This window comes from Lentzea sp. NPDC054927 (genome assembly GCF_053610285.1).
In genome coordinates, this window is sequence record NZ_JBSGXZ010000005.1 from 34,568 (window position 1) to 59,406 (window position 24,839).

The window sequence follows — 24,839 nt, forward strand, 5'->3', positions numbered from 1 at the left end:
GGAAAGCGCGGACCACGCCTCGCTCAGTAACTTGCGGGGACACCCCGCACCCCGGGATGCCGCAGAACGTCCTGGACAAGGTCTGGGCGTACTTCGACCGCGTGCGCGAATCCGGTGTCGACTGGTACATCCACTACCGGACAGACGAGGACGCCCGGCTCACCGCACTGCGGGAGCTGGACGTTGTCGCGTTCGCACCGCTGGTCTACCCGCACAAGCCGGGCATGGCGCAGTGGCTGAACGAATGGGTGGCCGACTTCGCCGCACGGGTGCCCGAGGCGGTCCCGACGGGCACGTTCTACGCGGAACCGGGTGCGGACGCGTACGTGCGCAAGGCTCTCGAAGCCGGTGCACGGTGTTTCAAGTCGCACGTCCAGGTCGGTGGCTACGACCCGCGGGACGAACTGCTGGACGGTGTCTGGGGCCTGCTCGCCGAGGCCGGTGTGCCGGTGGTCGTGCACGGTGGCGACGGGCCGTATCCCGGCGAGTTCACCGGGCTCGGGATCTTCGCGGAGGTGCTGCGCCGGCATCCGTCGCTGACCGCGGTGATCGCACACGCCGGGATGCCTGACTACTCGGATGCGCTGGACCTGGTCGAGCGGTACCGGAACGTCCACGTGGACACCACGATGGTCGGAGTTCCGTTCAGCGAGCAGATGGTGCCGTTGCCTGCCGGATGGGGCCAGCGGATCGCCGGTCTGGCGGACCGGGTCGTGCTGGGCAGTGACTTCCCGAACATCCCGTACCCCTACGAGGTGCAGCTCGACGCCATTCGCTCGTGGGGACTGGACGCCGCGGCCGAGCAGGCGATCCTGCACGACAACGGCGCCCGGCTGCTTCAGCTGTCCAGGTAGGCCAGGACAGCGCGCACGCGGCGGTGTTCCGAGTTCGACGGTTCGAGGCCGAGCTTGGCGAAGATGTTGCCTACGTGCTTCTCCACCGCGCCGTCGGACACCACGAGCGTGCCGGCGATGGCCGTGTTGGACAGTCCTTGTGCCATCAGCCCGAGCACCTCGCGTTCGCGGGGCGTCAACGAGTCGACGGGGCTCTTCTTGCTGCGCACCATGAGCTGCGTGATCACCTCGTGGTCGATGCTCGTGCCGCCGTCGGCGACCCTCCGCACCGCGTCGACGAACTCCTTCACGTCCGCGACCCTCTCCTTGAGCAGATAGCCGACGCCGCTCGCACCGCCCGCGAGCAGTTCCACGGCGTAGCGCTCCTCGACGTACTGCGACAGCACCAGCACCGGCAGCCCGGGGTAGCGGCGGCGGCACTCGATGGCGGCCCGCAGTCCCTCGTCGGTGAACGTCGGCGGCATCCGCACGTCCACCACGCACAGATCGGGCTTGTGCTCGGTCACGGCGTCGAGCAGTGCGTCGCCGTTCTCCACAGCCGCAACGGTTTCGATGCCCTCGTCGGCGAGTAACCGCTGCACGCCTTCCCTGAGCAGCACCGAATCCTCGGCGATCACCACGCGCACGGCAACTCCGCTCGAATAACGGTCGGCCCACCAACGGGGCTGACTACGACAACCACACCGTCGATCGTGGCAGCCCGGTCGGCCAGACCGGCGAGTCCGCCGCCCGGCTTCAGCTCGGCGCCGCCCTGACCGTTGTCGGTGACCTCGACCAGCACCCCGGTGTCGACCCGGTTGACCCGCACGGTCGCCCTGGTGCCGTTGGAGTGCTTGGTGATGTTCGTGAGTGCTTCGCCGACGGTGAAGTACGCGGCGCTCTCCACCGACGTCGGCGGGCGCGGCTCGACGTTGACCTCGAGGTCGACCTGGATCGGGACACGCGCGGCGAGCGAGCTGAGTGCCGCGTCGAGACCGCGGTCGCCCAGCACGGACGGGTAGATGCCCCGGGCCAGGTCCCGCAGCTCCCTGATGGCTTCCTTGGCATCCGCGTGCGCCTCGGCGATGAGCACGGCGGCACCCTCCGGATCCGAGTCCATTTTGGACTTCGCCCGGCCCAGACCCATCGCCACCGCCACGAGTCGCTGCTGAGCGCCGTCGTGCAGGTCACGTTCGATGCGCCGGCGTTCTGCCTCGGCCGCCTCGACCCCGCGGGCCCGGCTGGACTGCAGCCGCTCCGCCTCGATCGCCAGCGCGTCGGCCCGCGTCGGTCCGAGCATGCCGCGGGCGAACTTGCCGTGCAGCAGGCCGAGCCACCGGGTGCCGATGACCGCGAACGGGATCAACGCCAGGCCGATCACCGCCACCGGCATCGCCGACACGAAAGAGTCGATGGTCCAGAACTCGCCCACGACCACCGCGAACGGCGCTTCGCCGATCCAGAACGGCACCGCGGCGAACGCCGCCACAACCGACCACATCGCGATGACGGAGGCGAACTCGAGGATGCCCACCGGCAGGAGCAGCAGCAGGTACCCGAAGTCGCGCCAGGTCGCCGGATCGGTGAACTGGGCCTTCCACCGCTGCCACAGCGTGCCTGTCGGCTTGTCGCGGTAAGGCCTGGGGATGTCCGTGCGCAACGCCGCCCTGACCCACGTCCGCTCCAGCGTCGCGCCGCCGCGCACGACGTTCATCGCGAGCCAGAGGATCGGCAGGCCGACCCAGAGGACCGATGTCGCCAGCCCGACCACGGTCAGAACGACGGAGAGGGTGAACCAGAAGATGCCGGTCACCAGGTTGGTCAGCAGGTAGAACCCGGCTGCGAGCGCGTTCGGTTTCCTCATGTCGTCCATCGTGTCGTTCCCGCTGGTCAGGGACCATGTGGCTAGCTAGGAGGTCCGGGGTGGGGACAGCCCTACCTGCCTCGGGAAGAAGTCGTTGGCCCCGGTCGTTATGCTAGGCGTAATACCCAACAAGGGGGTGAACGGTTTCGACTGTGGACGTTGATTCAGGGGAAGCGTGCTGGTGCAGGCGAGAGACCACCACAAGCGTCATCGCAAACCAATAAGCGCCGAGTCTAACGACAAGCGCGCGTTCGCTCTCGCCGCCTGAGGCGAGTAGCAACGCTGTCGGCCTAGGAGCGCCTTCGGCCTAGTTCCCGGCATCAGCTAGAGGGCTTACCTGCAGTCTCGGTCGCGGAGACTGTTCGGGAAACTCACAGCGACTGGGCCCGTCACACCTGCTCGTTCGCGTGACAGGTGGGGTCAAGCAGAGGCACAGCGGACTGCGCACGGAGAAGCCCTGATGAGCCGGCACAGGACCCGGGTTCGATTCCCGGCACCTCCACGAGACCGGACGGCGAGTGCTCGCAACGAGCACTCGCCGTTTTCGTGTAAAGCTGTGGCGGTGAGTGGCCGGACGATCGTCTTCCTCCTGTTCGACGGGATGAAGATGCTGGACGTCACGGGCCCCGCCGAGGTGTTCGCCGAGGCCAACATCGTCGGCGCCGACTACACGATCAGTTACGTCTCGGCGTCCGGTGAAGCGGTCATGACCTCCATCGGGATCCGCCTGCCGGTCGACGGCACCCCTGACGACGTGCGCGACGCCGACACGGTCGTGGTTTCCGGTGGGGACGTGCTCGTCCAGCGAGGCGTGCCGACTGACCTGGTCGCCGCGATCCAGAGCTTGCAGGGTGGGGCGAGGCGGCTCGTCTCCATCTGCACCGGGTCGTTCGCGTTGGCGGCGGCGGGCGTGCTGAGCGGGCGGCGGGCCACCACGCACTGGCGGGTCGCGGACCGGCTCGCGCGGGCTTATCCGGACGTCCAGGTCGAGGCCGACGCGTTGTTCGTCGAGGACCGTGGTGTGTTCACGTCCGCTGGAGTGTCCGCCGGGATGGATCTCGCGTTGGCGCTGGTCGAGCAGGACTATGGGGCTGACCTGGCGCGGGAGGTGGCGCGCCGGCTGGTGATGTTCATGCAACGGCCTGGTGGGCAGTCGCAGTTCTCGGCGCCGCTGGAGATCAGGCCGCCGCGCACGCCGGTGTTGCGCGAGGTGGTGGACCTGGTGTCGGCGCAGCCCGCGTTGGACCACAGCGCGCGGACGTTGGCGGCGCGGGTCGGGGTGAGTTCGCGGCATTTGGCGCGGTTGTTCGCGACTGAACTGGACACGACGCCTGCCAGGTATGTGGAGCAGGTCAGGCTGGATCACGCCAAGGTCCTGCTGGACGCGGGGCACGGGGTGGCGCAGGCGGCTCGTGAGGCCGGGTTCGGGAGTTCCGAGACGATGCGGCGGGTGTTCGTGGCGCGGCTCGGGGCGTCGCCGAGTGAGTACCGGGCGCGGATGTCCACATCTGTGGGCAGGCGGTCCTGATTGACGGTGGGCGTTCGCTGCCGCCGCGCCGACCATGAAGTCATGGCAGAGGTCATTGCGGGTGTGGAGATCCCCGACACGGAACTGGTTCGGGCGGCGACTGAGTTGGTCCGGAAGGTCACGGACGACACGTTGTTCCACCATTCACGGCGGGTGTTCCTGTGGGGGTCGTTGAAGGCGGCCGCGCGGGGGCTCGAGGTCGATCCGGAGCTGGCCTACGTGGGTGGGCTGTTCCACGACCTGGGGCTGACCAGGTTCTACGCGTCGAAGGAGCTGCGGTTCGAGATCGACGGGGCGGAGGCCGCGCGGGCGTTCCTGCTGGAGCACGGGCGGTCTGAGGAAGAGGCGCGCAACGTGTGGCTGGCGATCGCGCTGCACACGACCCCGGAAGTGACGTTGCGGCTGTCCGGGGAGGTGGCGGTGGTGGCGCTGGGCGTCAAGACCGACGTGCTCGGGATCGGGCTGGACGAGCTCACCGAGCAGCAGCGGGCGGAGGTGGTCGCCGCACATCCCCGGCCGGACTTCAAGAACCGGATCCTGAAGGCGTTCTACGACGGCATGGCGCACCGGCCGGACACCACCTACGGGACGATGAACGACGACGTGCTCGCGCACTTCGACCCGGACTTCAAGCGGACCGACTTCGTGGAGCTGATCAAGGGCAGCGCCTGGCCGGAATGACGTCCGACAGTGCGTCCAGGAAGTCGGCGGCGTCGAACATCGCGCCCGCGGAGGCCACGCCGGTGACGTTGAAACGGCCGGTGAGCAGACGTTCCACCGCCTCCACCGCCAGAGGTGCGGTCACGGCGTAGATGTCGCGACCGGTGACGGTCAGGCGGCGTTCCTCGTCACCACGCCGGACGACGACGTCCACCTCGAACGTCTCCGCGTCCTGCCGTTCCGCGCCGCTGTGCAGGCCGTCGGCCGCGCTCGTGGACATGTAGGTGGTGACCGACGGGATCGCGAGATGGCTCGGCACCGTCACGACGTCGGCCATCGTGAACTCGGCGATGACCTCGCGCTGGCCGGACGGGAAAGGCCAGGTCACGGTGGACGAGGCAGCTGAGTGGTACTCCAGCGCGCCGTCACGAAAACGGACGCTGCGGCCACCTCGGCGGTCGCGGGAGACCTGGCCGGCGGTGAGCGTGCCGGGGCTGGGCTGCCAGCCGCTCAGGCCGTAGGCGACGTGGGCGGAGGTGGCGTCGGTCCACTCGGCCATCGCGGCGGTGACCAGCAGGTCGCCGAGGCCGCCGAAGAACGCCATCGCGGGCACCACCGGGATCGAGGCGCCGCGGGCGAACGTGTCCACGTTCGCCTCGATCTCGGCGGCCACGTCCACGTACGGGATGCCGGCGCGTTCGGCCGCGGCGATCAGCGGGAGGGCCGTCACCGCGAACGGACCGGCTGTGTTGATCACCGCGTCGGCGCCGGTGAGGGCGCGGTCGAGGGCGGCCGGGTCGTCGGCCGTGGCCTGGGCGCGGCCGAACGGAAGTGCCGAGAGGCCGCGCTTTTCCAGTTCTGCCAGCACGAAGCGGCCCGTGAGTCCGGAAGCGCCGTACACCGCGATCTTGTGTCCCATGTGGACCATCAAAGCCGTGGAGCGGAAAACCGGCTAGTGTCTGGAACGACACGATGCGTACAGTTTCGGACATGCTCGCGTTCGCTGTGACCGACGGGATGCTCCACTTCGAGCTGACCGCGACGTACGAGATCTTCACCGCCCCGCAGCTGGACTACCGCGTCCAGATCTGCGCCAACGGGCCGGTGCGGGTCGGCAGGTTCACGCTGGAGCCGGACCTGCCCCTGGACCAGCTCGGACGTGCCGGCACCGTGATCGTGCCCGCCATCGCGGAGGTGGACGAGCCGCTGGACTTGGAGCTCGTCCAAGCGGTCAAAGCGGCGCACGACAAGGGCGCGCGGATCGTCTCGTTGTGCACAGGTGCGTTCGTGCTCGCGGAAGCCGGGCTGCTCGACGGGCTCAAGGCGACCACGCACTGGGGGCACACCGACGAACTGGCCAGGCGGTATCCGCTGGTTCAGGTCGACCCGGACGTGCTGTACGTCGACAACGGTCAGGTGATGACGAGCGCGGGCAAGGCGGCGGCGATCGACCTGAGCCTGCACGTGATCCGCAGCGACCACGGCACCGCCACGGCCAACACGGCGGCACGGCGCTTGGTCGTGCCACCGCATCGGGACGGCGGGCAGGCGCAGTTCGTGCTGGCGCCGGTGCCGTCCGGCGAAGGCCATCCGCTGACGGAGTTGTTCGACTGGGTCTCGGCGCGGTTCGACCAGATGATCACCGTGGAGGACCTGGCGCGGCAGGCCAACATGAGCTCGCGTCACCTCGCCCGGCTGTTCAAGTCGGTCACCGGCACCACGCCGTTGCAGTGGCTGCACACCCAGCGGATCAGAAGAGCGCAGGAGTTGCTGGAGATGACGGACGACAGCGTCGACCAGATCGCCGAGGCGTCCGGCATGGGCACGGCCACGACGTTGCGCCGGCACTTCCACCGAACCGTTGGTGTGCCACCGGACACATACCGCCGCACGTTCCGCCCTGTTGGTGGCCGATAGGCGCACACCAGGCAGTTATGTTGTCCTGATGAGGAACGTTCAGCGCATCGGGGCGCGGGTGTTGCGGCGCAAGCCGATCGACCAGCTGACTCACCCAGGCAGCGAACTCAAGCGCACCATGGGTGTCGGCCACCTCACGATGATCAGCATCGGTGCCACGCTTGGCACCGGCATCTTCGTCGTGCTGGGGCAGGCGGTGCCGAAGGCCGGTCCCGCCATCGTGGTGTCGTTCGTGCTGGCAGGCATCACCGCGTTGTTTTCCGCGCTGTCGTACGCCGAGCTCGCCGGCCTCATCCCGGCGTCCGGTTCCTCGTACTCCTACACCTACGCCACGCTCGGCGAGATCGTCGCGTGGGTCTGCGGTTGGTGTCTTGTGCTCGAGTACGGGGTCTCGGTCGCCGCGGTCGCGGTCGGGTGGGGCCAGTACATCAACGAGTTGCTGCATCTGGTGACAGGACTGCGGATTCCGGACGTGCTGAGTCAGCCGCCTAGTGCGGGTGGGATCGTCAACATTCCCGCCGTGCTGGTCGTGGTCCTCTCGATGCTGGTGCTGCTGGGCGGATCCAAGGGCAGCGCGCGCACGAACACGATCCTGGTGTGGGTCAAGGTCGGCGCACTGCTGATGTTCTGCGCGGTCGCGTTCACCGCGTTCCAGGCGGGCAACCTGCAGCCGCTGTTCCCGCTGGGGCTCGCGGGCGTGAGCGCCGGTGCGGCCACGTTGTTCTTCTCCTACATCGGGTTCGACGCCGCGTCGACCGCCGGTGAGGAGGCCGAGAACCCGCAGCGCGACCTGCCGCGCGCGATCATCCTGTCGCTGGTCGTGATCACCGCGCTGTACTGCGCGGTCGCGCTGGCCGCGGTCGGGGCGATGCCGTGGCAGTCGTTCGAGGGCACGGAAGCCGCGTTGAGCCGGGTGCTCACCGACAACGTCAGCGGTGCGATCTGGCCGATCCTGCTGTCGATCGGCGCGGTGGTGGCAACGGCCTCCGTGGTGCTCACCGTCCTCTACGGACAGACGCGCATCCTGTACGCGATGTCCCGCGACGGGCTGGTGCCGTCGATCTTCGCGAAGCTCAGCCCGAGGACCGGTGTGCCGTTCGCGAACACGGTGATCGTCGGATCGTTCATCGGTGTGCTCGCCGCGTTCGTGTCGTTGGGATCGCTGGCCGACGTGACCAGCATCGGCACGCTGTTCGCGTTCGGTCTGGTCAACATCGCGGTGATCATCCTGCGCCGCACGGAACCGGACCGCCAGCGGAGCTTCCGGGTGCCGTTCTCGCCGGTCACGCCGTTGCTGGGGCTGGCGTTCTGCGTCTACATGATGTTCAGCCTCGGGCTCGCCTCGTGGATCGCGTTCGTCGTCTGGATGGTCCTCGGCTTCGTCATCTACTTCGGTTACAGCGTCAGGAAGGCACGCCTTGCGGTTCCAAGTGATCAGTGACGTTCCTGGCATCGCCCGCGTCGCCCGGTACTACGCCGAGGTCTGGGAGACGACCGAGGACGTGCTGTCCACGGAGACGTTGCACTGCATCCGGCACGCGGGCGGCGCGACCATCGGGGCTTTCGACGGCGACGAGCTGGCCGGCGCCACGACCGGCCTGTTCTGCCCGGACGGTTCGGTGTACTCGATGATCGCGGCCGCGCGGTCCGGCGTGGGGCATCCGCTGAAGCTCGCGCAGAAGGACTGGGCGGTCGAGCTGGGCGCCAAGTCGATGCGGTGGACCTACGACCCGCTGGTGTCGCGCAACGCCCGGTTCAACCTGGTCAAGCTCGGCGCGGTCGTCACCGAGTACACAGTGGACTTCTACGGGCCGATGCGGGACGGCGTGAACGACGGCGACGAGAGCGATCGCCTGACCGTGCAGTGGGATCTCACCGGTTCGCGCGAGGCGCACGAGTCCGTGCCTTCAGGCGAGGTCATGTCGGTGGCGCCGGACGGGGAACCGTTGGCGCGCACGGACGGCGAACGGATCTGGTGCCGGGTGCCGCGCGACGTCGTGCAGGTGCGCAAGGAGTCCGCCGAGCTGGCGAAGCGGTGGCGGGAGGCGGTGCGCGGCGTGTTCGTCGACGCCTTCGAGCAGGGCTATGTCGCGACGTCGATGTCCCGTGAGGGCTGGTACGAGTTGGAGCGCCGGTGAAGATCGAACGGGTCGAGCTGCTGCACGTCGCGATTCCGCTGGTGTCGCCGTTCCGCACGTCGTTCGGGACGATGATGACCAAGGACACGTTCCTGCTGCGGGTCGTGACGGATGCCGCCGAGGGCTGGTCGGAGTTCGCGGCCGACCCGGAGCCGTTGTACTGCTCGGAGTTCGTCGGTGCCGCGGAACTGGTGCTGCACCAGCACCTCGTGCCACGGGTGACGCCCGAGGTCACGGCAGCCGAAGTGCAGCCGAGAACGCACGCGATCAAGGGCCACAAGCTCGCCAAGGCCGCGCTGGAGACCGCGATCCTGGACGCCGAGCTGAGGTCGTACGGGATGTCGATCGGCACGTTCCTCGGTGCCACGGCCGAGAAGGTGCCCGCCGGTGTGTCGGTGGGGATCAAGAACTCGATCCCCGAGCTGATCAGCGACGTCGACGGCTACCTCGCCGAGGGGTACGCCCGGATCAAGCTGAAGATCGAACCGGGCTGGGACGTCGAACCCGTGCGGGCTGTGCGTGAACGGTTCGGCGACGTCCTGCTGCAGGTCGACGCGAACACCGCGTACACGCTGGCCGACGCCGAACACCTGCGTCGGCTCGACGAGTTCGACCTGCTGCTGATCGAACAACCGCTGGAAGAGGACGACATCCGCGGGCATGCGCTGCTCGCCCAGCGGATCCGCACGCCGATCTGCCTCGACGAGTCGATCACCTCGGCCAAGGACGCGGCGACGGCCATCGCGCTGGACGCGTGCCGGGTGATCAACGTCAAACCGGCGCGGGTCGGTGGGTACCTGGAGGCGCGGCGGATCCACGACGTCGCGGTGGCGCACGGGATTCCGGTGTGGTGCGGCGGAATGCTGGAGACCGGCATCGGGCGCGGGCCGAACCTGGCGCTCGCTGCGTTGCCCGGATTCGTGTTGCCGGGCGACGTCTCGGCGTCACGCCGGTACTTCGCCGAGGACCTCACCGAGCCGTTCGAGCTCGAGGACGGGTTCATGCACGTCCCGACCGGTCCGGGCATCGGCATCGAACCGATCCCGGAGACGTTGCGGCGCTTCAACACCGCTACGAAGGTGCTCTACGCCAACGACTGAAGCTCGCGCTTGAGGTTGATCCGCGCGGCGGCGTCCCACAGCTGCCGCGCGGGCTCGGTCACGAACAGGTCCTCGCGGTCGAGCAGGGTCTTCAGCACGCGCGTGCGGCCGGTGCGCCACGCGGCGTCGTCGTGCTGCGAGTACTCCCGCCGCACGGCCCGGCTGTAGCGCTCGTAGTGCGCCGGTTCCGAGCCGAGGATGGCCAGGTCGGCGTCGAGCAGCACGTGTGCGAGCGGATCGTCGGACGAGTGCGTGATCGTGGCCAGCACCAACGACTCCACCCGTGCGACGTGCTCTTCTTCCACGCCGGCCATGTGTTCCCGTGCCCACGCCGCCGACGCGCGTTCGTCGTCGCCCGGTTTGCCGTTGTAGATCACGTCGTGTGCGCAGGCGGCCAACGTGAGGATCGCGCGTTCTTCTCCCGTGAACGCGTACGCGTCGGCCAGCGCCCACGAGTCGCGGACGACCGACGCCACGTGGAAAGTGTTGTGGTACGAGCGATGCGGCTCGGCGTAGCGCTCCATCAGGTCGCCCGCGTCCGGTGCGCCGCCGAGTGTGCGGACAGCGTCGTCCCAGATCCGTCTCACCGCGCCAGTTCCTCCTCGACCACGTCCGCGGCGAACGTGCTGCCGCCTGTCTGGTGAATCATCCGCCGCATGTCCTTCACCCGCGCGGAAATGGCGGAATCCGACGCCAGCTGACTCACCAACGAGCGCACGCCCTCCACGGTCACGGTGTCGAGCAGCACGCCGAGGCCGAGTTCCTCGACGCGCTGGCCGTTGAGGCGCTGATCGGCCATGTGCGGCACGACGATCATGGGAACGCCGTGGTGCAGCGCCTCCGTCACGCCGCCCAGGCCGCCGCGGGTGACGAACACGCTCGCGTGCTCCAGCACGGCGAGTTGCGGCACCTCGTCGTGCACCTCGACGTTCGGCGCCGGGTTCTTGATCCTGCCCTTCGTGACAAGGTGCCACGGCATGCCTCGGGCCGCGTCGGCGCAGATCTGGGTGCCTGTCGTCGCGAGCACCACCGGTGCGTCGCCCGGCGGTTTCCACCTTCCCTGGAACGCGCGCTCGGTCAGACATGGGCCGGTGAAGGTGAACCGCTCGTCGAACGTGTCGCCCTCCGGCTGGAACTCCCTGGGGAACAAGGCGATCCGGCGCCGCGAGCCCGCCACGAACTCCGGCAGCGAGCAGCCGACGAAGCTCTGGACCCTGGTGAAGAACCGGATCGCGTCCCTGTCGAACCTTCTGGCGGGCATCACCGCCGACCCGAGCGACCAGTGGGAGTTGCTGGTCAGCAGGCTGTCCAGCAGTACGTGCGGGACGCCCAGCCTGCGGGCGATCACGCCGCCGGCCCAGGCCGCGATGTCCCACAGCACGAGGTCGGGAGGGTCGTCGCGGAACGCCGGTTCCAGCTCGATCAGCGCCGTCTCGGCCTCGGTCAGCGCGAGCTGCGCGGCGTCGTAGAGCGATTCCGGCAGCTCGGGCGGAAGCGTTGTGGTGCAGGGGATGGCGGTCGCGCCGCACTCGGTGACGGCAGTGGTGAACGCGGGCGGGACCGGGCAGCTCACGCGGTGGCCGCGGCGTACGAGCTCGGCGATCATCCCGAGCGCGGGGAGGACGTGTCCGCGCTCGGGCATGAGGAAGATCGCGATGTGCGCCATAGCTGAGATTAACGTTGTTCGATTCCTAATGGTTCAAATCGGTGGCGGTGATTCGACTCAAGTTCCGTTCCGCGAGTGCTGTGATCGTGACGAACGGGTTCGCGCCGATCGAACCGGGGATCAGCGAACCGTCCGTGACGTAGAGGTTCTCGTGGCCCCTGACCCGGCCATATGCGTCGGTGGCGCGGCCGAGCAGGCAGCCGCCCAGCGGGTGATAGGTGAAGTCGTCCGAGAACACTTTCCCGATTCCGAACAGGTCCGCGCGATATGTACTGAGGTTTGTTCGGTTTATCTCGTCGAACACGCCCCGCACCGCGCGGATCGACGGTTCCATCTGCTCGCGCCGCCAGTCGAGGGTGATCCCGTCGGCCTCGCGGTCGTAGTGGAACGTGCCGCGCTCGGGGTTCTTCGTGATCGCCAGGTACAGCGAGGCGAGGGTCTCGACGCCCGCCGGGACCGGTGCGATCTCGGCGAACACGTTCCGGTCCTGCCACGCGTCGATGGCCAGCACCGGCATGCCGGACTGCTGGAAGCCGCCGATCATCGTGCGAGCGGTCATCACGTTGCCGTTGGGACCCCAGCCGCGGCCGATCTCGTCGCTGAGCCCCGGCAGGTCGCCGTTCTCACGGGCGCGCAGCAGCAGTTCGGTGGTGCCGAGGCTGCCGGCGCCGAGGAACAGGTGACGGCAGCCGATCTCCTTGGTGCTCAGGAGTTTTCCGAACGGGTCGCGGTGCTCGACGGTGAGGACGTAGGTGCCGTCCGGCTGCCGGCGGATGCGCTTGACGTGGTGCAACGTCTTGATGGTGACGTTGCCGGTGTTGAGGGCGTCAGCGAGATACGTCTTGTCCAGGCTCATCTTGCCGTGGTTGTTGCCGTAGATCACCTCGCCCGCGAGCGCGGACTTCGGTTTGGTGCCACGGGCTTCGCCCTCCATGTGGGCGAAGTCGTAGACGTTCGGGATGACCTGGGTGCCGTAGCCGGCGCGCGCGGCCTGGCGGCGTGCGGTGCGGGCGTACTGGTACCAGCTGGTGGACTCCAGGAACGCGCTGCGGATGGTGTTGACCCTGAGAGTTTTGTTGGCCAGCGGGAAGAACCTGTCGTACATCTCGCCGGAGTCGACCTCCGGCAGGACCTCCTCGAAGTACTCGCGCTTCGGGGTGACGGCCATGCCGCCGTTGACCAGCGAACCGCCACCGACGCCGCGGCCGAGGTAGACCGACATCTCGCTGAAGTGCACCTTGTCCAGGACGCCGGCGTAGCGCTGGATCGGCCGGTTCACGATCGGCAGGCCGAGCAGGGTTTCGAGCGGTGCCTCGGTGCGGTCCTTGAACCACATCGCGCGGCGGTCCGGGTTCAGCATCGGGCAGAAGACCTTGCCGTCGGGTCCCGGCTGGTTCCAGAGCTGGCCCATCTCCAGCATGGTCGTCTTGACGCCGCGTTCGCCCAGGCGCAGGGCGGCGACGGCGGCTCCGTAGCCGGTGCCGATCACGACGGCTTCGGCGAAGCCGGTTTCCGCCCTGGCCGTGCCGATCGTGGTCATGCCCGCGGCGAGTGCCGTCATCCCCAGGAAACGGCGCCGCGATACCTGAAAACCCCTCATGTGCCCTTACTGTAGGGCCGTTCGGGCCAGTGGTGCTTGGGGTATCTGCCCTTCAACTCACTGCGCACCCGCAGGTAGCCGTTGCGCCAGAAGGTCCTGAGATCGCTGGTCACAGCGGTGGGGCGGCCTGCGGGGGAGAGCAGGTGCACCACCACCGGAACTCCCGCGATGAGCGGCGTGTCGGCCCACTTCATGGCGTCCTGGATGCGGACGTGGAGGGCGGGCTGGTCCTGCGTGTAGTCGACCTTGCCCTGGCCGATGCGTTCGGGAGCGAGCTTGTCGAACTCCGCTGCCTCCGGCCACGGCAGCAGGCTCCGCAACAGGTTCACCGTGTCGATCTTGGCCAGGTCGGAGCGCTTCCTGGCCTTGCCCAGGTCGATCGCGCGGATCAGGTTCTCGTCGTCGACGCTCGGCCAGTCGCGGGTCCGGTGCAGGAACGCCATGCGTTCGCGCAAGCGTTTGGCGGCGTCGGTCCACTTGAGCAGGCCCAGGCCCTCGGCTTCGAGGCCGAGGCGGAGTGCCTGCTGGGACTTGGCGAGGTCGTTGAGCGGGCGTTCGTCGAGGGTGATCGCACCCAGCTTGCGGACCTCGTTCGCGATGACGTCGCCGTTCCACCGGATGTCGTCGACCGTGTGCACGAGGGCTTGGGCGGCGGTGACGGCGAGTTCCTCGTCCGCAGGGGCAGCGAGGCGGATGCGGCCGTGCTTGCTGCCCGGTTCGCGGTCGGCGATCGCGACCGCGAGCCACTTGGCGTGCGAGTCGGTGTGCTCGACGGCCGTGCCGTTGGCCATCAGGTAGACGTTGCTGTTCTTGGACCGGCGTTTCGCCAGCCGTTCCGGGTAGGCGAGTGCGACGACGAGCGCGGGGTCGCCGTTGCCCTCCGGATGACTGCCTGCCGGGTTGGTGCCGAGCTTTTCGAGCTTCTTGACTTCCTGGCGCCACTTGCCGGGGGACTTCAGGGCGGTCGCGAGGTCGTTCGTGCTGGGGTGGGTGCTGTCGTCGAGCAGTGCCACGACCTCGGCAGCGGTCCGGTTGCCGGCGAGCGCGCTGCCGTCGATGAGCGCGCGGCCGAGACGGGGGTGCAGGCCGACGCTCGCGATGCGGTCGCGGCGGCCGGGTTCGAGTGCGCCGATGGCGTCGAGGGTTTCCTGGGCTGCCTTGAGCGCGCCCTCGGGTGGGGCGTCCCACCAGCTCAGGCCGCTGCCGTCCGGGGTGCCCCACACCGCGAGTTCGAGAGCGAGCCTGGTCAGGTCGGCCGTGCGGATCTCGGGCTCGGGATAGCGGGGGAGCGTCGAGTGCTCGTGCTCGGGCCAGCAGCGGTAGACGCGGCCAGGGGCTTCACGTCCGGCTCGTCCGGCGCGTTGCTCGGCCACGGCCTGGGAGACGCGGATCGTGGCGAGGCCGGCCAGTCCTCGTCGATGGTCGACTCGCGGGACGCGGGCCAGGCCGGCGTCGACGACCGCGCGGACGCCCGGGACGGTGAGGCTGGACTCGGCGATGCTGGTGGCGAGCACAACGCGTTGGTGCTCGCCACGTTTCAGCGCGGCGTCCTGGGTCTGGGCGTTGAGCTGGCCGTGCAGGATCACGGTTTCCGCGTTGATCAGCTTGGCCGTGCGGTTGATCTCCCTGACGCCCGGCAGGAACGCGAGCACGTCGCCGTCCACTTCGGACAGTGCCTTGGTGATGGCTCGCGCCACCGTCGTCTCGATGTGCTCGTTGCGCGCGGGTGGGACATAGGTGATCACCGTCGGGTACATGCGCGACTCGGTGTGCAGGACCGGTGCGTTGAGCAGGTCGGAGAGGCGTTGTGCGGCAACGGTTGCGGACGTCGCCAGGAGTTTCAGGTCCGGGCGCAGGCCTGCCCTGGCGTCCAGCAGGAGCGTGAGGAGCAGGTCGGCGTCGAGATGCCGTTCGTGGCACTCGTCGAGCAGGACGGTGCCGACGCCCTTGAGCTCCTGGTCGTGCTGGAGCCTGCGGACGAGGAGACCGCTGGTCACGACCTCGATGCGGGTGTGCTTGCTGGTCTTGCGGTCGCCTCTGACCGAATAGCCGACGGTGTGGCCCACGGGCTCGCCCAGCAGGCTCGCCATGCGCGCGGCGGCGGCTCTGGCGGCGATCCTCCGTGGTTCGGCGACGACGACCCTGCCGGGGAGCGCGAGCGGGACGAGCGTGGTCTTGCCGGTGCCCGGTGGCGCGACCAGCACGGCCGACCCGTGTTCCTCCATGGTTTTGAGGAGCTCGGGGAGAACGGACTTCACCGGGAGATCGGGCAGGTGCACGTCGTTGAGTGTGTCAGGGTGGATGTATGGGGATTCTGGGTGTGGTGTCTGGGGTGCTGTCCACACTGCGATCTGCGCGCACCGTTGCGCAGTGGAAGCACGTTTCTGAGGTGTCTTCTTCTTCGAAGACCGCGTCTGTGCTGGCTGTCGTGCCGGCGCGCAATGAGGAAGCGACGTTGCCGTCATTGCTGTTGGGGCTGGTGGGGCAGCCCGGTGTGCGTGTCGTGGTGGTGGACGACGCTTCTGGGGATGCGACGGCTGCTGTTGCTCGTTCCCGCGGGGCCGAGGTGATCTCGTCGTCCGGTCCGGCTGACGGCTGGGCCGGCAAGACGCACGCGATGCATCTCGGTGTTCAGGCAGCTCAGGACGAGGAGTGGCTGCTGTTCGTGGACGCGGACGTGACCTGCACGCCTGATCTGGTGGGGCGGCTGGTGGCGTCGGCGGGTGAGCTGGGTGCGGACCTGGTGTCGTCGTCGGGGCGCGGTGAGGGAGTGGCGTGGTGGTTCCTGCTGCCCGCGTTCAACACGCTCGTGTTCGAGGGATCGCCGCCGGACGGTCGCGGTGCGACGGCGCTCGCGGTGGGGCATTGCATCCTGGTGCGCCGGTCGGTCTTTGAAGGGGCCGGTGGGTGGCCCGCGCTGGCGGAGACGCACGCCGACGACGTCGGGCTGGCCACGTTGATCAGGGACGCCGGCGGGGTCGTGCGGTTCGTCGACGCGATGGGGCTGCTGACGACGTCGGGGATCGACACGTTCGGGGACTGCTGGCGGTCGTTGCGCAAGAGCATCCAGCCGTCGATGCGGGAGATGTTCGGGCCGTGGGGCCGTGTGTTGTTGGTCATCGCGGGGCTGTTGCACCTGGCGTACGGGCTGATCCCGGTGCTGAAGTGGCGGTCGCCGTGGTCGTGGCTGGCGTGGTTCGCACAGGCCGTGTCGCATCGTGAGTTCGTGCGGCGTGTTGGTGCGCCTCAGGTGTCGGCCGTGCTGGCGCCTCTGTCGTGGGCGACGATCGGGGTGTTCCTGCTGGACTGTGCACTCAGGCCTGGTGCGAAGTGGAAGGACCGCCGAGTTGGTTGACCCGTTGCGCGACCCGGACGACCCGGAGCTGCTGGACCCGTACCAGTCGCGGTCGCTCGCGATCCTGGTGGAGGGCGCGCGGCTCGCGTCCGGTGCGGTCCGGTACGGCAAGGTCGGCCGGGTCGGCAGCGCGGCGGTGGTGATCAACCGCGAGAACCCGCTGCCCACCGGGAACTTCGGCTGCGCGCTGGACGGGTCGTCGGTCGAGGTCGCGTCGACGCTGTTGCAGCTGGAGCAGACGTTCGCCGACGTGGGACGGGCCGAGGCCGTGGTCTACGCGTCGCCGACGACCGTGGACGAGATCGAGGGGATCGCCGACGACTCCGGCTGGTACGCGGTCGAGGAGCTCTTGACCGTGGTTCATCGCGGGCCTGCTTCGGTGGCCTCGGAGGTCCGGCCGGCTCGTGACGCAGACCTTCTGGGGATCGTCGAGCTGCTGTCCGACGAGCTGGTCGGCAACCGGGAGCGGTTGGGCCGGTGGCTCGGGCATCGAATGGACGATCCGCGTTGTTCGTTGTTGGTGGTGGACGACGGCGAACGGATCGGTGGGTTCGTGTCGGGGTTCGCTGAACGCGGCGTGGGTTTGGTCGAGCAGTGCGTGGTGCGTCCGGCGCGTCGTCGTCGTGGTGTCGGACGGTCGTTGGTGGTGTCTGCTGCTGCGACCTTGCGTTCGTCCGGGGCGATGCTGATCGCTTCGCAGGTGGACGAGGGTCCGGGGGAGCGGTTCGCCGAGGCGTGCGGGTTCGTGGCGGCCTATCCGGTGACGGCATACGTACGCAGAGTGGATGAGCTGCTCGACTGAATTAGTTAGTTGCCGCGTGACATATCCTTAGCAGGGCTAAGGGAGGCTTTGTGCGCGAGCGGTTGCCGGTCGAGGTGTGGGTTCTGGTCGCGGCGAGCTTCATCATCGCCGTGGGGTTCGGGATCGTGGCGCCCGTGTTGCCGGTGTTCGCGGCGGAGTTCGGTGTCGGGCACACCGCCGTGGCGGCGCTGATCAGCGTGTTCGCCCTGGTCAGGCTGGCGTTCGCGCCGGTCAGCGGCCTGCTGGTGAACAAGTTCGGAGAGCCGCACGTCTACATCGCCGGCATCCTCATCGTGGCGTTCGGCACGGCGATGGCCGGGTTCTCCGGCAGCTACCTCGAGATGATCCTGTGGCGGGCGCTGGCCGGTGTCGGGTCGACGATGTTCACCGTCGCCGCGCTCGGGCTGCTGATCCGGATCACCCCGGCGCCGATGCGCGGCCGGGCGTCCGGGCTGTGGGCGGCGGGTTTCCTCATCGGCAACATCGCGGGCCCCATCGTCGGAGCCGTGCTCGTGCCGCTCGGCCTGTGGGTGCCGTTCGTGTCGTACGCCGCGTTGCTGTGCCTCGCCGCGTTCGTGGTCTGGATCTTCTTGCGCGGCTCTGAGCTCGCCGCGCTGGACAAGTCCAACGGCGAAGGCCACATGCCGCTCGCCGAGGCGATTCGGCACAAGGCCTACCACGCCGCGCTGGCGTCCGGGTTCGCCAACGGGTGGGCCGTGTTCGGCGTGCGCATCTCGCTGGTGCCGGTGTTCGTGGTGGAGGCGTTGAAGCAGAGCCCCACCCTGGCGGGCATCTCGATGTCGGTGTTCGCGGCAGGAAACGCCGCGATGCTGTTCGTGTCCGGCAAGGTCGCGGACACGTGGGGCCGCAAGCCGGTCGCCATCGCCGGTCTGGTGATCAGCGGTCTCGCCACGATCTGGATGGGCTTCACCGGTGGCATGTGGGACTTCATGGCCGCCTCGCTCGTTGCCGGCATGGGCGCGGGCCTGCTGAACCCGCCGCAGAATGCCGTCGTGGCCGACGTGATCGGTGCCCGCGGCAAGGGCGGTCCGGTCCTCGCCGGGTTCCAGATGGTGACCGACCTGGGCGCCATCATCGGCCCGCTCTCCGCCGGCCTGCTCGCCGACTGGTTCAGCTTCGAAGCGTCGTTCGCCGTCACCGGTGCCGCGCTGCTGCTGGCCGTGGGCTTCTGGTTCGTGGCCCCCGAGACCCTGCCCACACACGAGGAGGAGCACACGGCCTCCTCGGTCGCACCGGAGAGCGGCTGCCTCGGTGAAAGCGCCGAGGTCCCGACCGGCGAACGCGTGGGCGGCAAGCCACGCCACCCAGAAGCGTGATTGCGTACTCAGCTTTCTTTTAGTTTGTGTCGCTACCCTCGTCGCCGTGGGTGGAGCAGAGCGCAGTGCGCGGAAGAAGAAGCAGGCCGCGCGTGCGGTGACCCAGGCTCGTGCCTCGGGCGGTTCGGACCGCACCAAGGTGATCGCCGGCGTCGCCGTCGTGGCCGTGCTGGCCATCGCGGTGATCGGCTACGTCGTGTTCCAGCAGATGAAGCCGTCCACGTCCGCCACGGACGCGATCCCGCTGACCTCTCCCGACCACATCATCTCGGCGCCGGCCGTCCGCGACGGCAGCACCGTGCTGGTCGGCAAGGACACGGCCACCGCGACGGTCGACGTGTACGAGGACTTCCTGTGCCCGATCTGCGGCACGTTCGAGAAGACCTACGGTTCGGACATCAAGAAGGCCGTCGAGGACGGCAAGATCAAGGTCCGCTACCACATGCTGCCGATGCTGGACAGCCGCTCGGATCCGCCGGGCTACTCGTCCGACTCGGCCAACGCGGGCCTGTGCGTGGCCGACGACGGCAAGTTCAACGCCTTCCACGCGGCGCTGTTCTACGCGCAGCCGGAGGAAGGCGATGCCGGCTACACCAAGGACCAGCTCATCAAGCTGGGCAAGGAAGTCGGTGTGACGTCCGCCGGCTTCGAATCCTGCGTGCGGAACCAGACCTACAAGTCGCAGCTGGACGAGCTGATGTCGAAGACCAGCAACGACCCGGCTCTGAAGGACGCCGAGACGGGCCGCTTCCGCGGCACGCCCAGCGTCGCCTCCGGTGGCAAGCTCGTCGACCTCGACAACAAGAACTGGCTCTCCGACCTGACTAAGTGAGTCCGTCGATCGGCGCCTGGCCCTGAGTCCATCGGGCCAGGCGCTGTGCTTTTCCTTGCTCCGTGCGCGGCAGCTTGCCCGGCTCGAGAACGTGGACCTGGCACGTGATGCCGAGGCGTTCCTTGAGGTCCTGGCTCAGCTTGCTCTTGATGTCCTGTGTGGACTCAACGGCCACGTGCAGTTGTGCAGTGGTCGTCCGGCGGTCCTCGACGATCAGGTAGTGCGGGCTCGCGAGGCTGAGAATCACCGCCTCGATCTCCGTCGGGAACACGTTGACGCCGCGGATGATGAGCATGTCGTCCTTGCGGCCCTTGAGCTTGCTCATGCGCCTCAGCGTCCGCTGGCCCGCCGGCTCGTGCAGCGTCGCGACGTCACCCGTGCGGTACCGGAGCAGCGGCATGCCGGTCTTGGTGAGCGTGGTGAAGATGAGCTCGCCGTCCTCGGTCTCGGGGTAGAAGTGGTCCTCCGCGATGTTGAGAAGCCCTTCGGAGTCAAGGGATTCGCACGCCACACCCGGACCGATCACTTCGGACAGCCCGTAGATGTCGAGCGCCCTGATGTTCAGCCGCTGCTGGATCTCCTGGCGCATCTCCTCGGTCCACGGCTCGGCGCCGAAGACACCGACCTCGATGCTGGTCTCGCCGAGATCGTCCGCAAGCCTCAGCGCGTACGACGGCGTGCAGCACAGGACGTCCGGCTTCAGGTCCTCGATGAGCCTGACCTGCCGCTCCGTCATGCCGCCCGACATCGGAACGACCGTGGCTCCGAGCTTGAGGCCACCGTGATGCACCCCGAGCCCGCCGGTGAAAAGCCCGTAGCCGTAAGCGTTGTGGATGGTCGAGGACCTGGTCGCTCCCGCACCCTTCAACGCCCTGGCCATCACCTCGGACCAGATCTCGACGTCGTTGGCGGTGTAGGGAATGAGCGTCGGCCGCCCACCCGTCCCCGACGACCCGTGCACGCACACGATGTCTTCCTGCGGCGCGATCCGCAGCCCGAACGGGTAGTGGTCCCACAAGTCCTGCTTGGTGATCGCAGGCAGCAGATGGATCTCGTCGAGACGCACATCTGTGCCGCGCGTCACTCCATGATCCCTGAGCCGCGCGCCCTGGAAGTTGTCGGTGCCGAGCAGCCTGTCGACAAGGCCTTGCAAGCGCTGTTCCTGCAGCTCGCGACGGGCCTCGGGGTCCATGCACTCGATCTTCGGGTCGAACGGCGCTCCGGCGGTCATCACCCGGTCCTACCAGGCCGAATGGGGTTTGGATACCCCCGATTTTTATCTCGTGGACCTCTTGATGTACGGTATTGCCACACGAGAACGGCAGGGAAACCTACCAGGAACGTGGACCTTCAAGGGGCTGTGGCGCAGCTGGTAGCGCATCACACTGGCAGTGTGAGGGTCAGGGGTTCGAGTCCCCTCAGCTCCACGCATTGGATGGCGAGTGCTCGCAAAGAGCGCTCGCCATTTTGCGTTTCGCTGGTGTCTTCTGGGGGCCGAGCCCCCAGACCCCACGCCGGGGGCAAGCCCCCGGACCCCCGTAGGTTGCTCATCGGGTCGGGGTTCTCGTGTTGTGGCGTCAGATCTGGCGATCATCGCTGGTCAGGCGGGTTTCTTGCTGTTCGGGGTGATGTCGGGCCTCTCCCGCTGACGACGCTGCAGATCGTTGGAGTCGTCCAGGACGTCGTTAGGTGTGCAGAAGCTGTGGACCTACATGGGAACTCGCTTGGGTATTCTCGGGCCGCCTGACGGAAGGACACGGGTGGACGACTCGTCGAAGGTCGGTAGGCATGCTCGCGGGGTGCTGGCTGCCGCGAAGGAGTTCCGCGCCGAGGCGGCGGGGGTGCGGGCGGAACCGGATCGGTTGCTCGCGCTTGCCGCTGCGAAGTACCAGGCGGTGCGGGATTCGCTGGTGGCCGACCAGCTTCGTGCCATGCCGGTGGACAAGCTGCGGGACACGAAGGCGAACCTGCGGCTGAGCAAGCTGAAGGCCGCCGGGTACCGGACTGTCGCGGACGTGGCTGGGGCGCGGCCGGAACAGCTCGACGGCGTGCCCGGAGTTGGCAGGCAGTCCGCTGAGCAGATCGTGCGGGTCGCTCGCGCCGTTGTCGACGGTGTTGCGCGTGACATGACTGTGCGGCTGAACCCCGATCGGGCTGACCGCGCGCAGACCGAGTTGCTGCAGCTGATGTCCAAGCTGCGCAGGGCGAACCAGCTCGTCGGGCCGTTGCGTGAGCCGCTCGGGGATGTGCTGGGCAGGGTCGATGCCGACGTGCGTGCCGCGTCCCGTGCCTGGAGCCGGGTGCGGATGTTCTTCTCGTTGCGGAAGAACCGGCAGGCGGCCATTGATTCGCTCGGCCGGCTCGAGGTTCTGCTGGCCAGTCGTGACGTTGCGGCGTTGCGTGCGGTGGGCAAGCAGCTGCGGGTGCCGGACCTGGATCATCGCGCGTTGTGGCGTGATTACGAGCTTGACGCGGCTGCTTACAACACGTTGCTCGCGGACCTCGCTGGTGCGGAGGCGGTGCCGGATCGTAGTGCTGCCAAGGGTTTCGTGCCGGCTGACATCGAGCACGAGGTCGACGCGACCGCGCTGGACACCAGTCTGCTGAAGGTGTCGCTGCGCGGTTATCAGGTGTTCGGGGCCAAGTTCGCGCTGGCTCGCAAGCGGGTCATCATCGGCGACGAGATGGGGCTGGGCAAGACGATCGAGGCCATCGCGGTGATGGCGAGCCTCGCGGCTGGTGGGCGGCGTGGGTTCTTGGTGGTGTGCCCGGCGAGCGTCGTTGTCAACTGGGTCAACGAGATCGCCAGGCACAGCGACCTGGTGCCGCATCGGATGCACGGTGCGGGGCGTGACGGTGCGCTCGGCGAGTGGCTGGCGCAGGGCGGTGTCGGTGTGACGACGTTCGGCACGTTGCCGAAGCTGGTGCTGCCGAAGAGGTTCCGTCCGGCGCTGGTCGTGGTGGACGAGGCGCATTATGTGAAGAACCCGGACACGCAGCGCTCGCAGGCGGTCAACACGGTCGTGCAGCGGGCGGAGCGGGTGGTGCTGCTCACCGGTACGCCGATGGAGAACCGGGTCGAGGAGTTCCGCAACCTGGTCGCCTATCTCCAGCCGGGTGTCGCGGCCCGCACGGGTGCTACCGACGCGGTGGTGGGAGCTAAGGCTTTCCGCCGTGTTGTCGCGCCGGTGTACTTGCGGCGCAACCAGGAGGACGTGCTGGGGGAGTTGCCGGAGCTGCTGGAGATGGAGGACTGGGTCGAGTTCGGCAAGCAGGACAAGCTTGCGTACCTCGACGCGGTGCGCGAGGGGAACCTGATGGCGATGCGCCGCGCCGCGTATGCGCCGGGCACGCCTCGGGGTTCGGCGAAGCTGGAGCGGTTGCTGGAGATCATCGAGGAGTCGAGGGACAACGGCTGGAAGGTCGTGGTGTTCTCGTACTTCCACGACGTGCTGGACGCGGTCGCGGACCACGTCGAGGTCTTCGGTCCGCTGACCGGCGCGACGTCGGCGCAGGGCCGTCAGCAACTGGTGGATGAGTTCACGGCGTGCGAGGACCACGCGGTACTGGTGGCGCAGATCGAGGCGGGCGGTGTGGGGCTCAACATCCAGGCCGCGTCCGTGGTGATCATCGCGGAGCCGCAGTGGAAGCCGAGCACGGAGGATCAGGCGATCGCCCGTTGTCACCGGATGGGGCAGGTCCGCAAGGTCCACGTGCATCGGTTGCTGGTCAAGGACAGCGTGGACGCGCGGGTGCAGGAGATCCGTGACCACAAGACTCTGCTGTTCGACCACTACGCGCGCGAGAGCGACACGAAGCACTCGCACGTGAGCGCACTGGACTCGGCGGTGTCGGTGGAGCAGCGAGTGGTGCAGGCCGAACAGCAGCGCCTCGGTCTTTAGGATTCACCCCAGCGGCATCCGGTCCGCGCGGCGGAGAACCTTGCTGGACAACGGTTGCGGTTCACCGGCCGGGATGCAGGCCCAGCCAGCCGGGAGACGGTGCGCCCTGGACCTCGCCGACGGGCAGGGTCAGCTGCTGGCGGAAGCTCTCGACGAGACGGCGGTCGTTCATGAACCGCTCGAAGCCGTCGAAGTTGGCGTTGCGGTACTCCCAGATCGGGCGATAACCCTTGGGCGGCGCGACATCCGTGCGCACGGACCACATGTAGAAGTCGGTCTGGGTGGGCTTCGACAGCCACCAGTTCAGGTACAGCTTCGCGGCCGCGGGGTGCCGGGCGCCGGCCAAGATGGCGGCACGCTGGGCCCAGGCCATGAACGGATCGTGCGCCGGCACGACGAATCGGGTCTTCGTGTCAGCGCCCGGAACTAGTGCACCGTCGGTACCCAGTGCGACCGCCGCGGTGCCCGCCTCGACCCGGTCGGCGGGTTCCTGCGTGCCGCGGACCCAGGCCACGTCCTGTGCCACGAACCTGGTCAGCCAGTCCCAGCCGTACCTGTCGACGATGAGCTTGTACAGGTACAGCACCGCGTCGTCGTCGTTGGGGAAGGTCGAGACGATCCGGCCCTTCCACCGGCGATCGAGCAGGCTTTCGGCGGTCAAGGGCGGGTTCGAGCCCGCCTCGACGGCGTTGTAGATGGTCGAGAAGGCGTCGACGAAGATCCCGGTCCAGGCACCGTCGGTGTCCCTGAAGGCGGGGTGGATCCGGGAGAACCCGGCCGGTTTGTAGGGCAGCAACGCGCCTGCGGCCTTCCACCGGGGAAAGTCCTGGAGCGTCTGCAACTGGACGACATCGGGCACGAGAGTGCCGGTGGCCAGCTGGATGTCGACGCGCGCGTCGTGGAACTTGCTGTAGTCCACGACCATCTTCACCGTGATGCCAGGAAACGCCTTCTCGAACGCAGCCTTGTTGCCGTCCTGCTGGGTCGCGGTGTCGCCGCCCGCGTAGACGGTCAGGGTGCCGCCTTCTGACTTCGCCTCCCGGTAGAGCTGCTCCAGACTCTTGGTCTCCTCGCGGACTGCGGCACCGGGCCGTGGCGCCGCCTGCCCGGTCGCACTTCCTGTCAGCACTCCCGCGGCCGCGAGTGCGCCGCCCGCCAGTACCCGACGTCGGCCGATCGTCATGACCATTCCCTCTCGCAAGGTTCGTTTCCGGCATCAAACTAGCTGACTGCGCAGCTATCTGTAGCTGTCAGTTGGCTGTCAAGAGGCGCTTGTAGTGCGTTTATCGTGCTCAGCGCGGAGGA

The 24,839-nt window shown here is 68.1% G+C and carries 21 protein-coding genes, 1 tRNA gene and 1 other RNA gene; 14 read left to right on the forward strand and 9 right to left on the reverse strand.

The features are described 5' to 3' along the window. Positions 1–56 precede the first annotated feature (56 nt). Complete coding sequence (locus ACWGE0_RS10140) at positions 57–854, forward strand: amidohydrolase family protein (RefSeq protein ID WP_452260561.1); 798 nt, start codon at positions 57–59, stop codon at positions 852–854. On the opposite strand, the gene ACWGE0_RS10145 is transcribed toward ACWGE0_RS10140, so the two are convergent. Both ACWGE0_RS10145 and ACWGE0_RS10150 read right to left on the reverse strand, forming a co-directional pair. Next, complete coding sequence (locus ACWGE0_RS10145) at positions 839–1,480, reverse strand: response regulator transcription factor (protein ID WP_452260562.1); 642 nt, start codon at positions 1,478–1,480, stop codon at positions 839–841. The two genes, ACWGE0_RS10140 and ACWGE0_RS10145, sit on opposite strands and share 16 nt — an antisense overlap. Continuing rightward, entirely contained in the window at positions 1,468–2,706 is a 1,239-nt protein-coding gene (locus ACWGE0_RS10150) for a sensor histidine kinase (protein WP_452260563.1), read from the reverse strand. The genes ACWGE0_RS10145 and ACWGE0_RS10150 overlap by 13 nt, the downstream gene beginning before the upstream one ends. A 123-nt stretch (positions 2,707–2,829) precedes the next feature. Between ACWGE0_RS10150 and ssrA the strand changes: the two genes are divergently transcribed. The 3 genes from ssrA (at position 2,830) to ACWGE0_RS10165 (ending at position 4,906) form a co-directional block, all read left to right on the forward strand. Next, positions 2,830–3,202: a transfer-messenger RNA gene (gene ssrA, locus ACWGE0_RS10155) on the forward strand. Between the two features lie 57 nt (positions 3,203–3,259). Then, positions 3,260–4,225, forward strand: coding sequence for a GlxA family transcriptional regulator (locus ACWGE0_RS10160; protein WP_452260564.1), 966 nt, complete (start codon positions 3,260–3,262; stop codon positions 4,223–4,225). Between the two features lie 42 nt (positions 4,226–4,267). Further along, a complete protein-coding gene (locus ACWGE0_RS10165) occupies positions 4,268–4,906 on the forward strand; it encodes an HD domain-containing protein (RefSeq protein WP_452260565.1) in 639 nt (212 codons plus the stop codon). Here the strand turns inward: ACWGE0_RS10165 and ACWGE0_RS10170 are convergent. After that, positions 4,881–5,804: a saccharopine dehydrogenase NADP-binding domain-containing protein gene (locus ACWGE0_RS10170; RefSeq protein ID WP_452260566.1), complete on the reverse strand. Its 924-nt coding sequence runs from the start codon at positions 5,802–5,804 to the stop codon at positions 4,881–4,883. The two genes, ACWGE0_RS10165 and ACWGE0_RS10170, sit on opposite strands and share 26 nt — an antisense overlap. A 71-nt stretch (positions 5,805–5,875) precedes the next feature. Here ACWGE0_RS10170 and ACWGE0_RS10175 point away from each other — a divergent pair, with 71 nt between their 5' ends. The 4 genes from ACWGE0_RS10175 to menC are packed head-to-tail and all read left to right on the forward strand — an operon-like array spanning position 5,876 to position 10,040. Continuing rightward, the gene (locus tag ACWGE0_RS10175; protein ID WP_452260567.1) at positions 5,876–6,802 is read left to right on the forward strand and encodes a helix-turn-helix domain-containing protein; all 927 of its coding nucleotides are present in this window, start codon (positions 5,876–5,878) and stop codon (positions 6,800–6,802) included. 28 nt (positions 6,803–6,830) lie between these two features. After that, the gene (locus tag ACWGE0_RS10180; protein ID WP_452260568.1) at positions 6,831–8,243 is read left to right on the forward strand and encodes an amino acid permease; all 1,413 of its coding nucleotides are present in this window, start codon (positions 6,831–6,833) and stop codon (positions 8,241–8,243) included. Beyond that, positions 8,221–8,940, forward strand: coding sequence for a hypothetical protein (locus tag ACWGE0_RS10185; RefSeq protein WP_452260569.1), 720 nt, complete (start codon positions 8,221–8,223; stop codon positions 8,938–8,940). The genes ACWGE0_RS10180 and ACWGE0_RS10185 overlap by 23 nt, the downstream gene beginning before the upstream one ends. Beyond that, the gene (gene menC, locus ACWGE0_RS10190) at positions 8,937–10,040 is read left to right on the forward strand and encodes an o-succinylbenzoate synthase (protein WP_452260570.1); all 1,104 of its coding nucleotides are present in this window, start codon (positions 8,937–8,939) and stop codon (positions 10,038–10,040) included. The genes ACWGE0_RS10185 and menC overlap by 4 nt, the downstream gene beginning before the upstream one ends. On the opposite strand, the gene ACWGE0_RS10195 is transcribed toward menC, so the two are convergent. The 4 genes from ACWGE0_RS10195 to hrpB are packed head-to-tail and all read right to left on the reverse strand — an operon-like array spanning position 10,025 to position 15,585. Then, on the reverse strand, positions 10,025–10,627 hold the full coding sequence (locus ACWGE0_RS10195; protein WP_452260571.1) for an HD domain-containing protein: 603 nt from the start codon (positions 10,625–10,627) through the stop codon (positions 10,025–10,027). The genes menC and ACWGE0_RS10195 overlap by 16 nt on opposite strands. After that, positions 10,624–11,706, reverse strand: coding sequence for a macrolide family glycosyltransferase (locus ACWGE0_RS10200; protein ID WP_452260572.1), 1,083 nt, complete (start codon positions 11,704–11,706; stop codon positions 10,624–10,626). Before ACWGE0_RS10200 ends, ACWGE0_RS10195 begins: the two co-directional genes overlap by 4 nt. 25 nt (positions 11,707–11,731) lie before the next feature. Further along, the gene (locus ACWGE0_RS10205) at positions 11,732–13,306 is read right to left on the reverse strand and encodes a GMC oxidoreductase (RefSeq protein WP_452260573.1); all 1,575 of its coding nucleotides are present in this window, start codon (positions 13,304–13,306) and stop codon (positions 11,732–11,734) included. Then, complete coding sequence (gene hrpB / locus ACWGE0_RS10210; RefSeq protein WP_452260574.1) at positions 13,303–15,585, reverse strand: ATP-dependent helicase HrpB; 2,283 nt, start codon at positions 15,583–15,585, stop codon at positions 13,303–13,305. Before hrpB ends, ACWGE0_RS10205 begins: the two co-directional genes overlap by 4 nt. Before the next feature lie 26 nt (positions 15,586–15,611). Between hrpB and ACWGE0_RS10215 the strand changes: the two genes are divergently transcribed. Genes ACWGE0_RS10215 through ACWGE0_RS10230 form a run of 4 tightly spaced genes read left to right on the forward strand, consistent with a single transcriptional unit; the run spans position 15,612 to position 19,632 of the window. Beyond that, complete coding sequence (locus ACWGE0_RS10215; protein WP_452260575.1) at positions 15,612–16,661, forward strand: glycosyltransferase; 1,050 nt, start codon at positions 15,612–15,614, stop codon at positions 16,659–16,661. After that, positions 16,654–17,463 (forward strand): N-acetyltransferase family protein, encoded by an 810-nt coding sequence (locus tag ACWGE0_RS10220; protein ID WP_452260576.1) that lies wholly within the window; start codon positions 16,654–16,656, stop codon positions 17,461–17,463. Before ACWGE0_RS10215 ends, ACWGE0_RS10220 begins: the two co-directional genes overlap by 8 nt. Positions 17,464–17,513: 50 nt before the next feature. Next, positions 17,514–18,800, forward strand: a complete 1,287-nt coding sequence (locus tag ACWGE0_RS10225) for an MFS transporter (protein WP_452260577.1) — start codon at positions 17,514–17,516, stop codon at positions 18,798–18,800. Between the two features lie 46 nt (positions 18,801–18,846). Further along, positions 18,847–19,632, forward strand: coding sequence for a DsbA family protein (locus tag ACWGE0_RS10230; RefSeq protein WP_452260578.1), 786 nt, complete (start codon positions 18,847–18,849; stop codon positions 19,630–19,632). Here the strand turns inward: ACWGE0_RS10230 and ACWGE0_RS10235 are convergent. After that, positions 19,625–20,863, reverse strand: coding sequence for a phenylacetate--CoA ligase family protein (locus tag ACWGE0_RS10235; protein WP_452260579.1), 1,239 nt, complete (start codon positions 20,861–20,863; stop codon positions 19,625–19,627). The genes ACWGE0_RS10230 and ACWGE0_RS10235 overlap by 8 nt on opposite strands. Positions 20,864–20,986: 123 nt before the next feature. On the opposite strand from ACWGE0_RS10235, the gene ACWGE0_RS10240 reads away from it, so the two are divergent. Both ACWGE0_RS10240 and ACWGE0_RS10245 read left to right on the forward strand, forming a co-directional pair. Next, a tRNA-Ala gene (locus tag ACWGE0_RS10240) sits at positions 20,987–21,059 on the forward strand. Between the two features lie 372 nt (positions 21,060–21,431). Next, positions 21,432–23,534: a DEAD/DEAH box helicase gene (locus ACWGE0_RS10245; protein ID WP_452260580.1), complete on the forward strand. Its 2,103-nt coding sequence runs from the start codon at positions 21,432–21,434 to the stop codon at positions 23,532–23,534. Between the two features lie 61 nt (positions 23,535–23,595). Here ACWGE0_RS10245 and ACWGE0_RS10250 read toward each other — a convergent pair whose 3' ends face one another. Further along, positions 23,596–24,717, reverse strand: a complete 1,122-nt coding sequence (locus ACWGE0_RS10250) for an ABC transporter substrate-binding protein (protein ID WP_452260581.1) — start codon at positions 24,715–24,717, stop codon at positions 23,596–23,598. Positions 24,718–24,839 lie beyond the last annotated feature (122 nt).

What these genes read in the sequence shown, in the direction of transcription:
- ACWGE0_RS10205 (WP_452260573.1), bottom strand. Translation starts at nt 13,306, where the DNA reads ATGAGGGGTTTTCAGGTATCGCGGCGCCGTTTCCTGGGGATGACGGCA.
- ACWGE0_RS10175 (WP_452260567.1), top strand. Translation starts at nt 5,876, where the DNA reads ATGCTCGCGTTCGCTGTGACCGACGGGATGCTCCACTTCGAGCTGACC.
- ACWGE0_RS10165 (WP_452260565.1), top strand. Translation starts at nt 4,268, where the DNA reads ATGGCAGAGGTCATTGCGGGTGTGGAGATCCCCGACACGGAACTGGTT.
- ACWGE0_RS10150 (WP_452260563.1), bottom strand. Translation starts at nt 2,706, where the DNA reads ATGGACGACATGAGGAAACCGAACGCGCTCGCAGCCGGGTTCTACCTG.
- ACWGE0_RS10200 (WP_452260572.1), bottom strand. Translation starts at nt 11,706, where the DNA reads ATGGCGCACATCGCGATCTTCCTCATGCCCGAGCGCGGACACGTCCTC.
- ACWGE0_RS10215 (WP_452260575.1), top strand. Translation starts at nt 15,612, where the DNA reads ATGGGGATTCTGGGTGTGGTGTCTGGGGTGCTGTCCACACTGCGATCT.
- ACWGE0_RS10180 (WP_452260568.1), top strand. Translation starts at nt 6,831, where the DNA reads ATGAGGAACGTTCAGCGCATCGGGGCGCGGGTGTTGCGGCGCAAGCCG.
- ACWGE0_RS10250 (WP_452260581.1), bottom strand. Translation starts at nt 24,717, where the DNA reads ATGACGATCGGCCGACGTCGGGTACTGGCGGGCGGCGCACTCGCGGCC.
- ACWGE0_RS10140 (WP_452260561.1), top strand. Translation starts at nt 57, where the DNA reads ATGCCGCAGAACGTCCTGGACAAGGTCTGGGCGTACTTCGACCGCGTG.
- ACWGE0_RS10170 (WP_452260566.1), bottom strand. Translation starts at nt 5,804, where the DNA reads ATGGGACACAAGATCGCGGTGTACGGCGCTTCCGGACTCACGGGCCGC.
- ACWGE0_RS10235 (WP_452260579.1), bottom strand. Translation starts at nt 20,863, where the DNA reads ATGACCGCCGGAGCGCCGTTCGACCCGAAGATCGAGTGCATGGACCCC.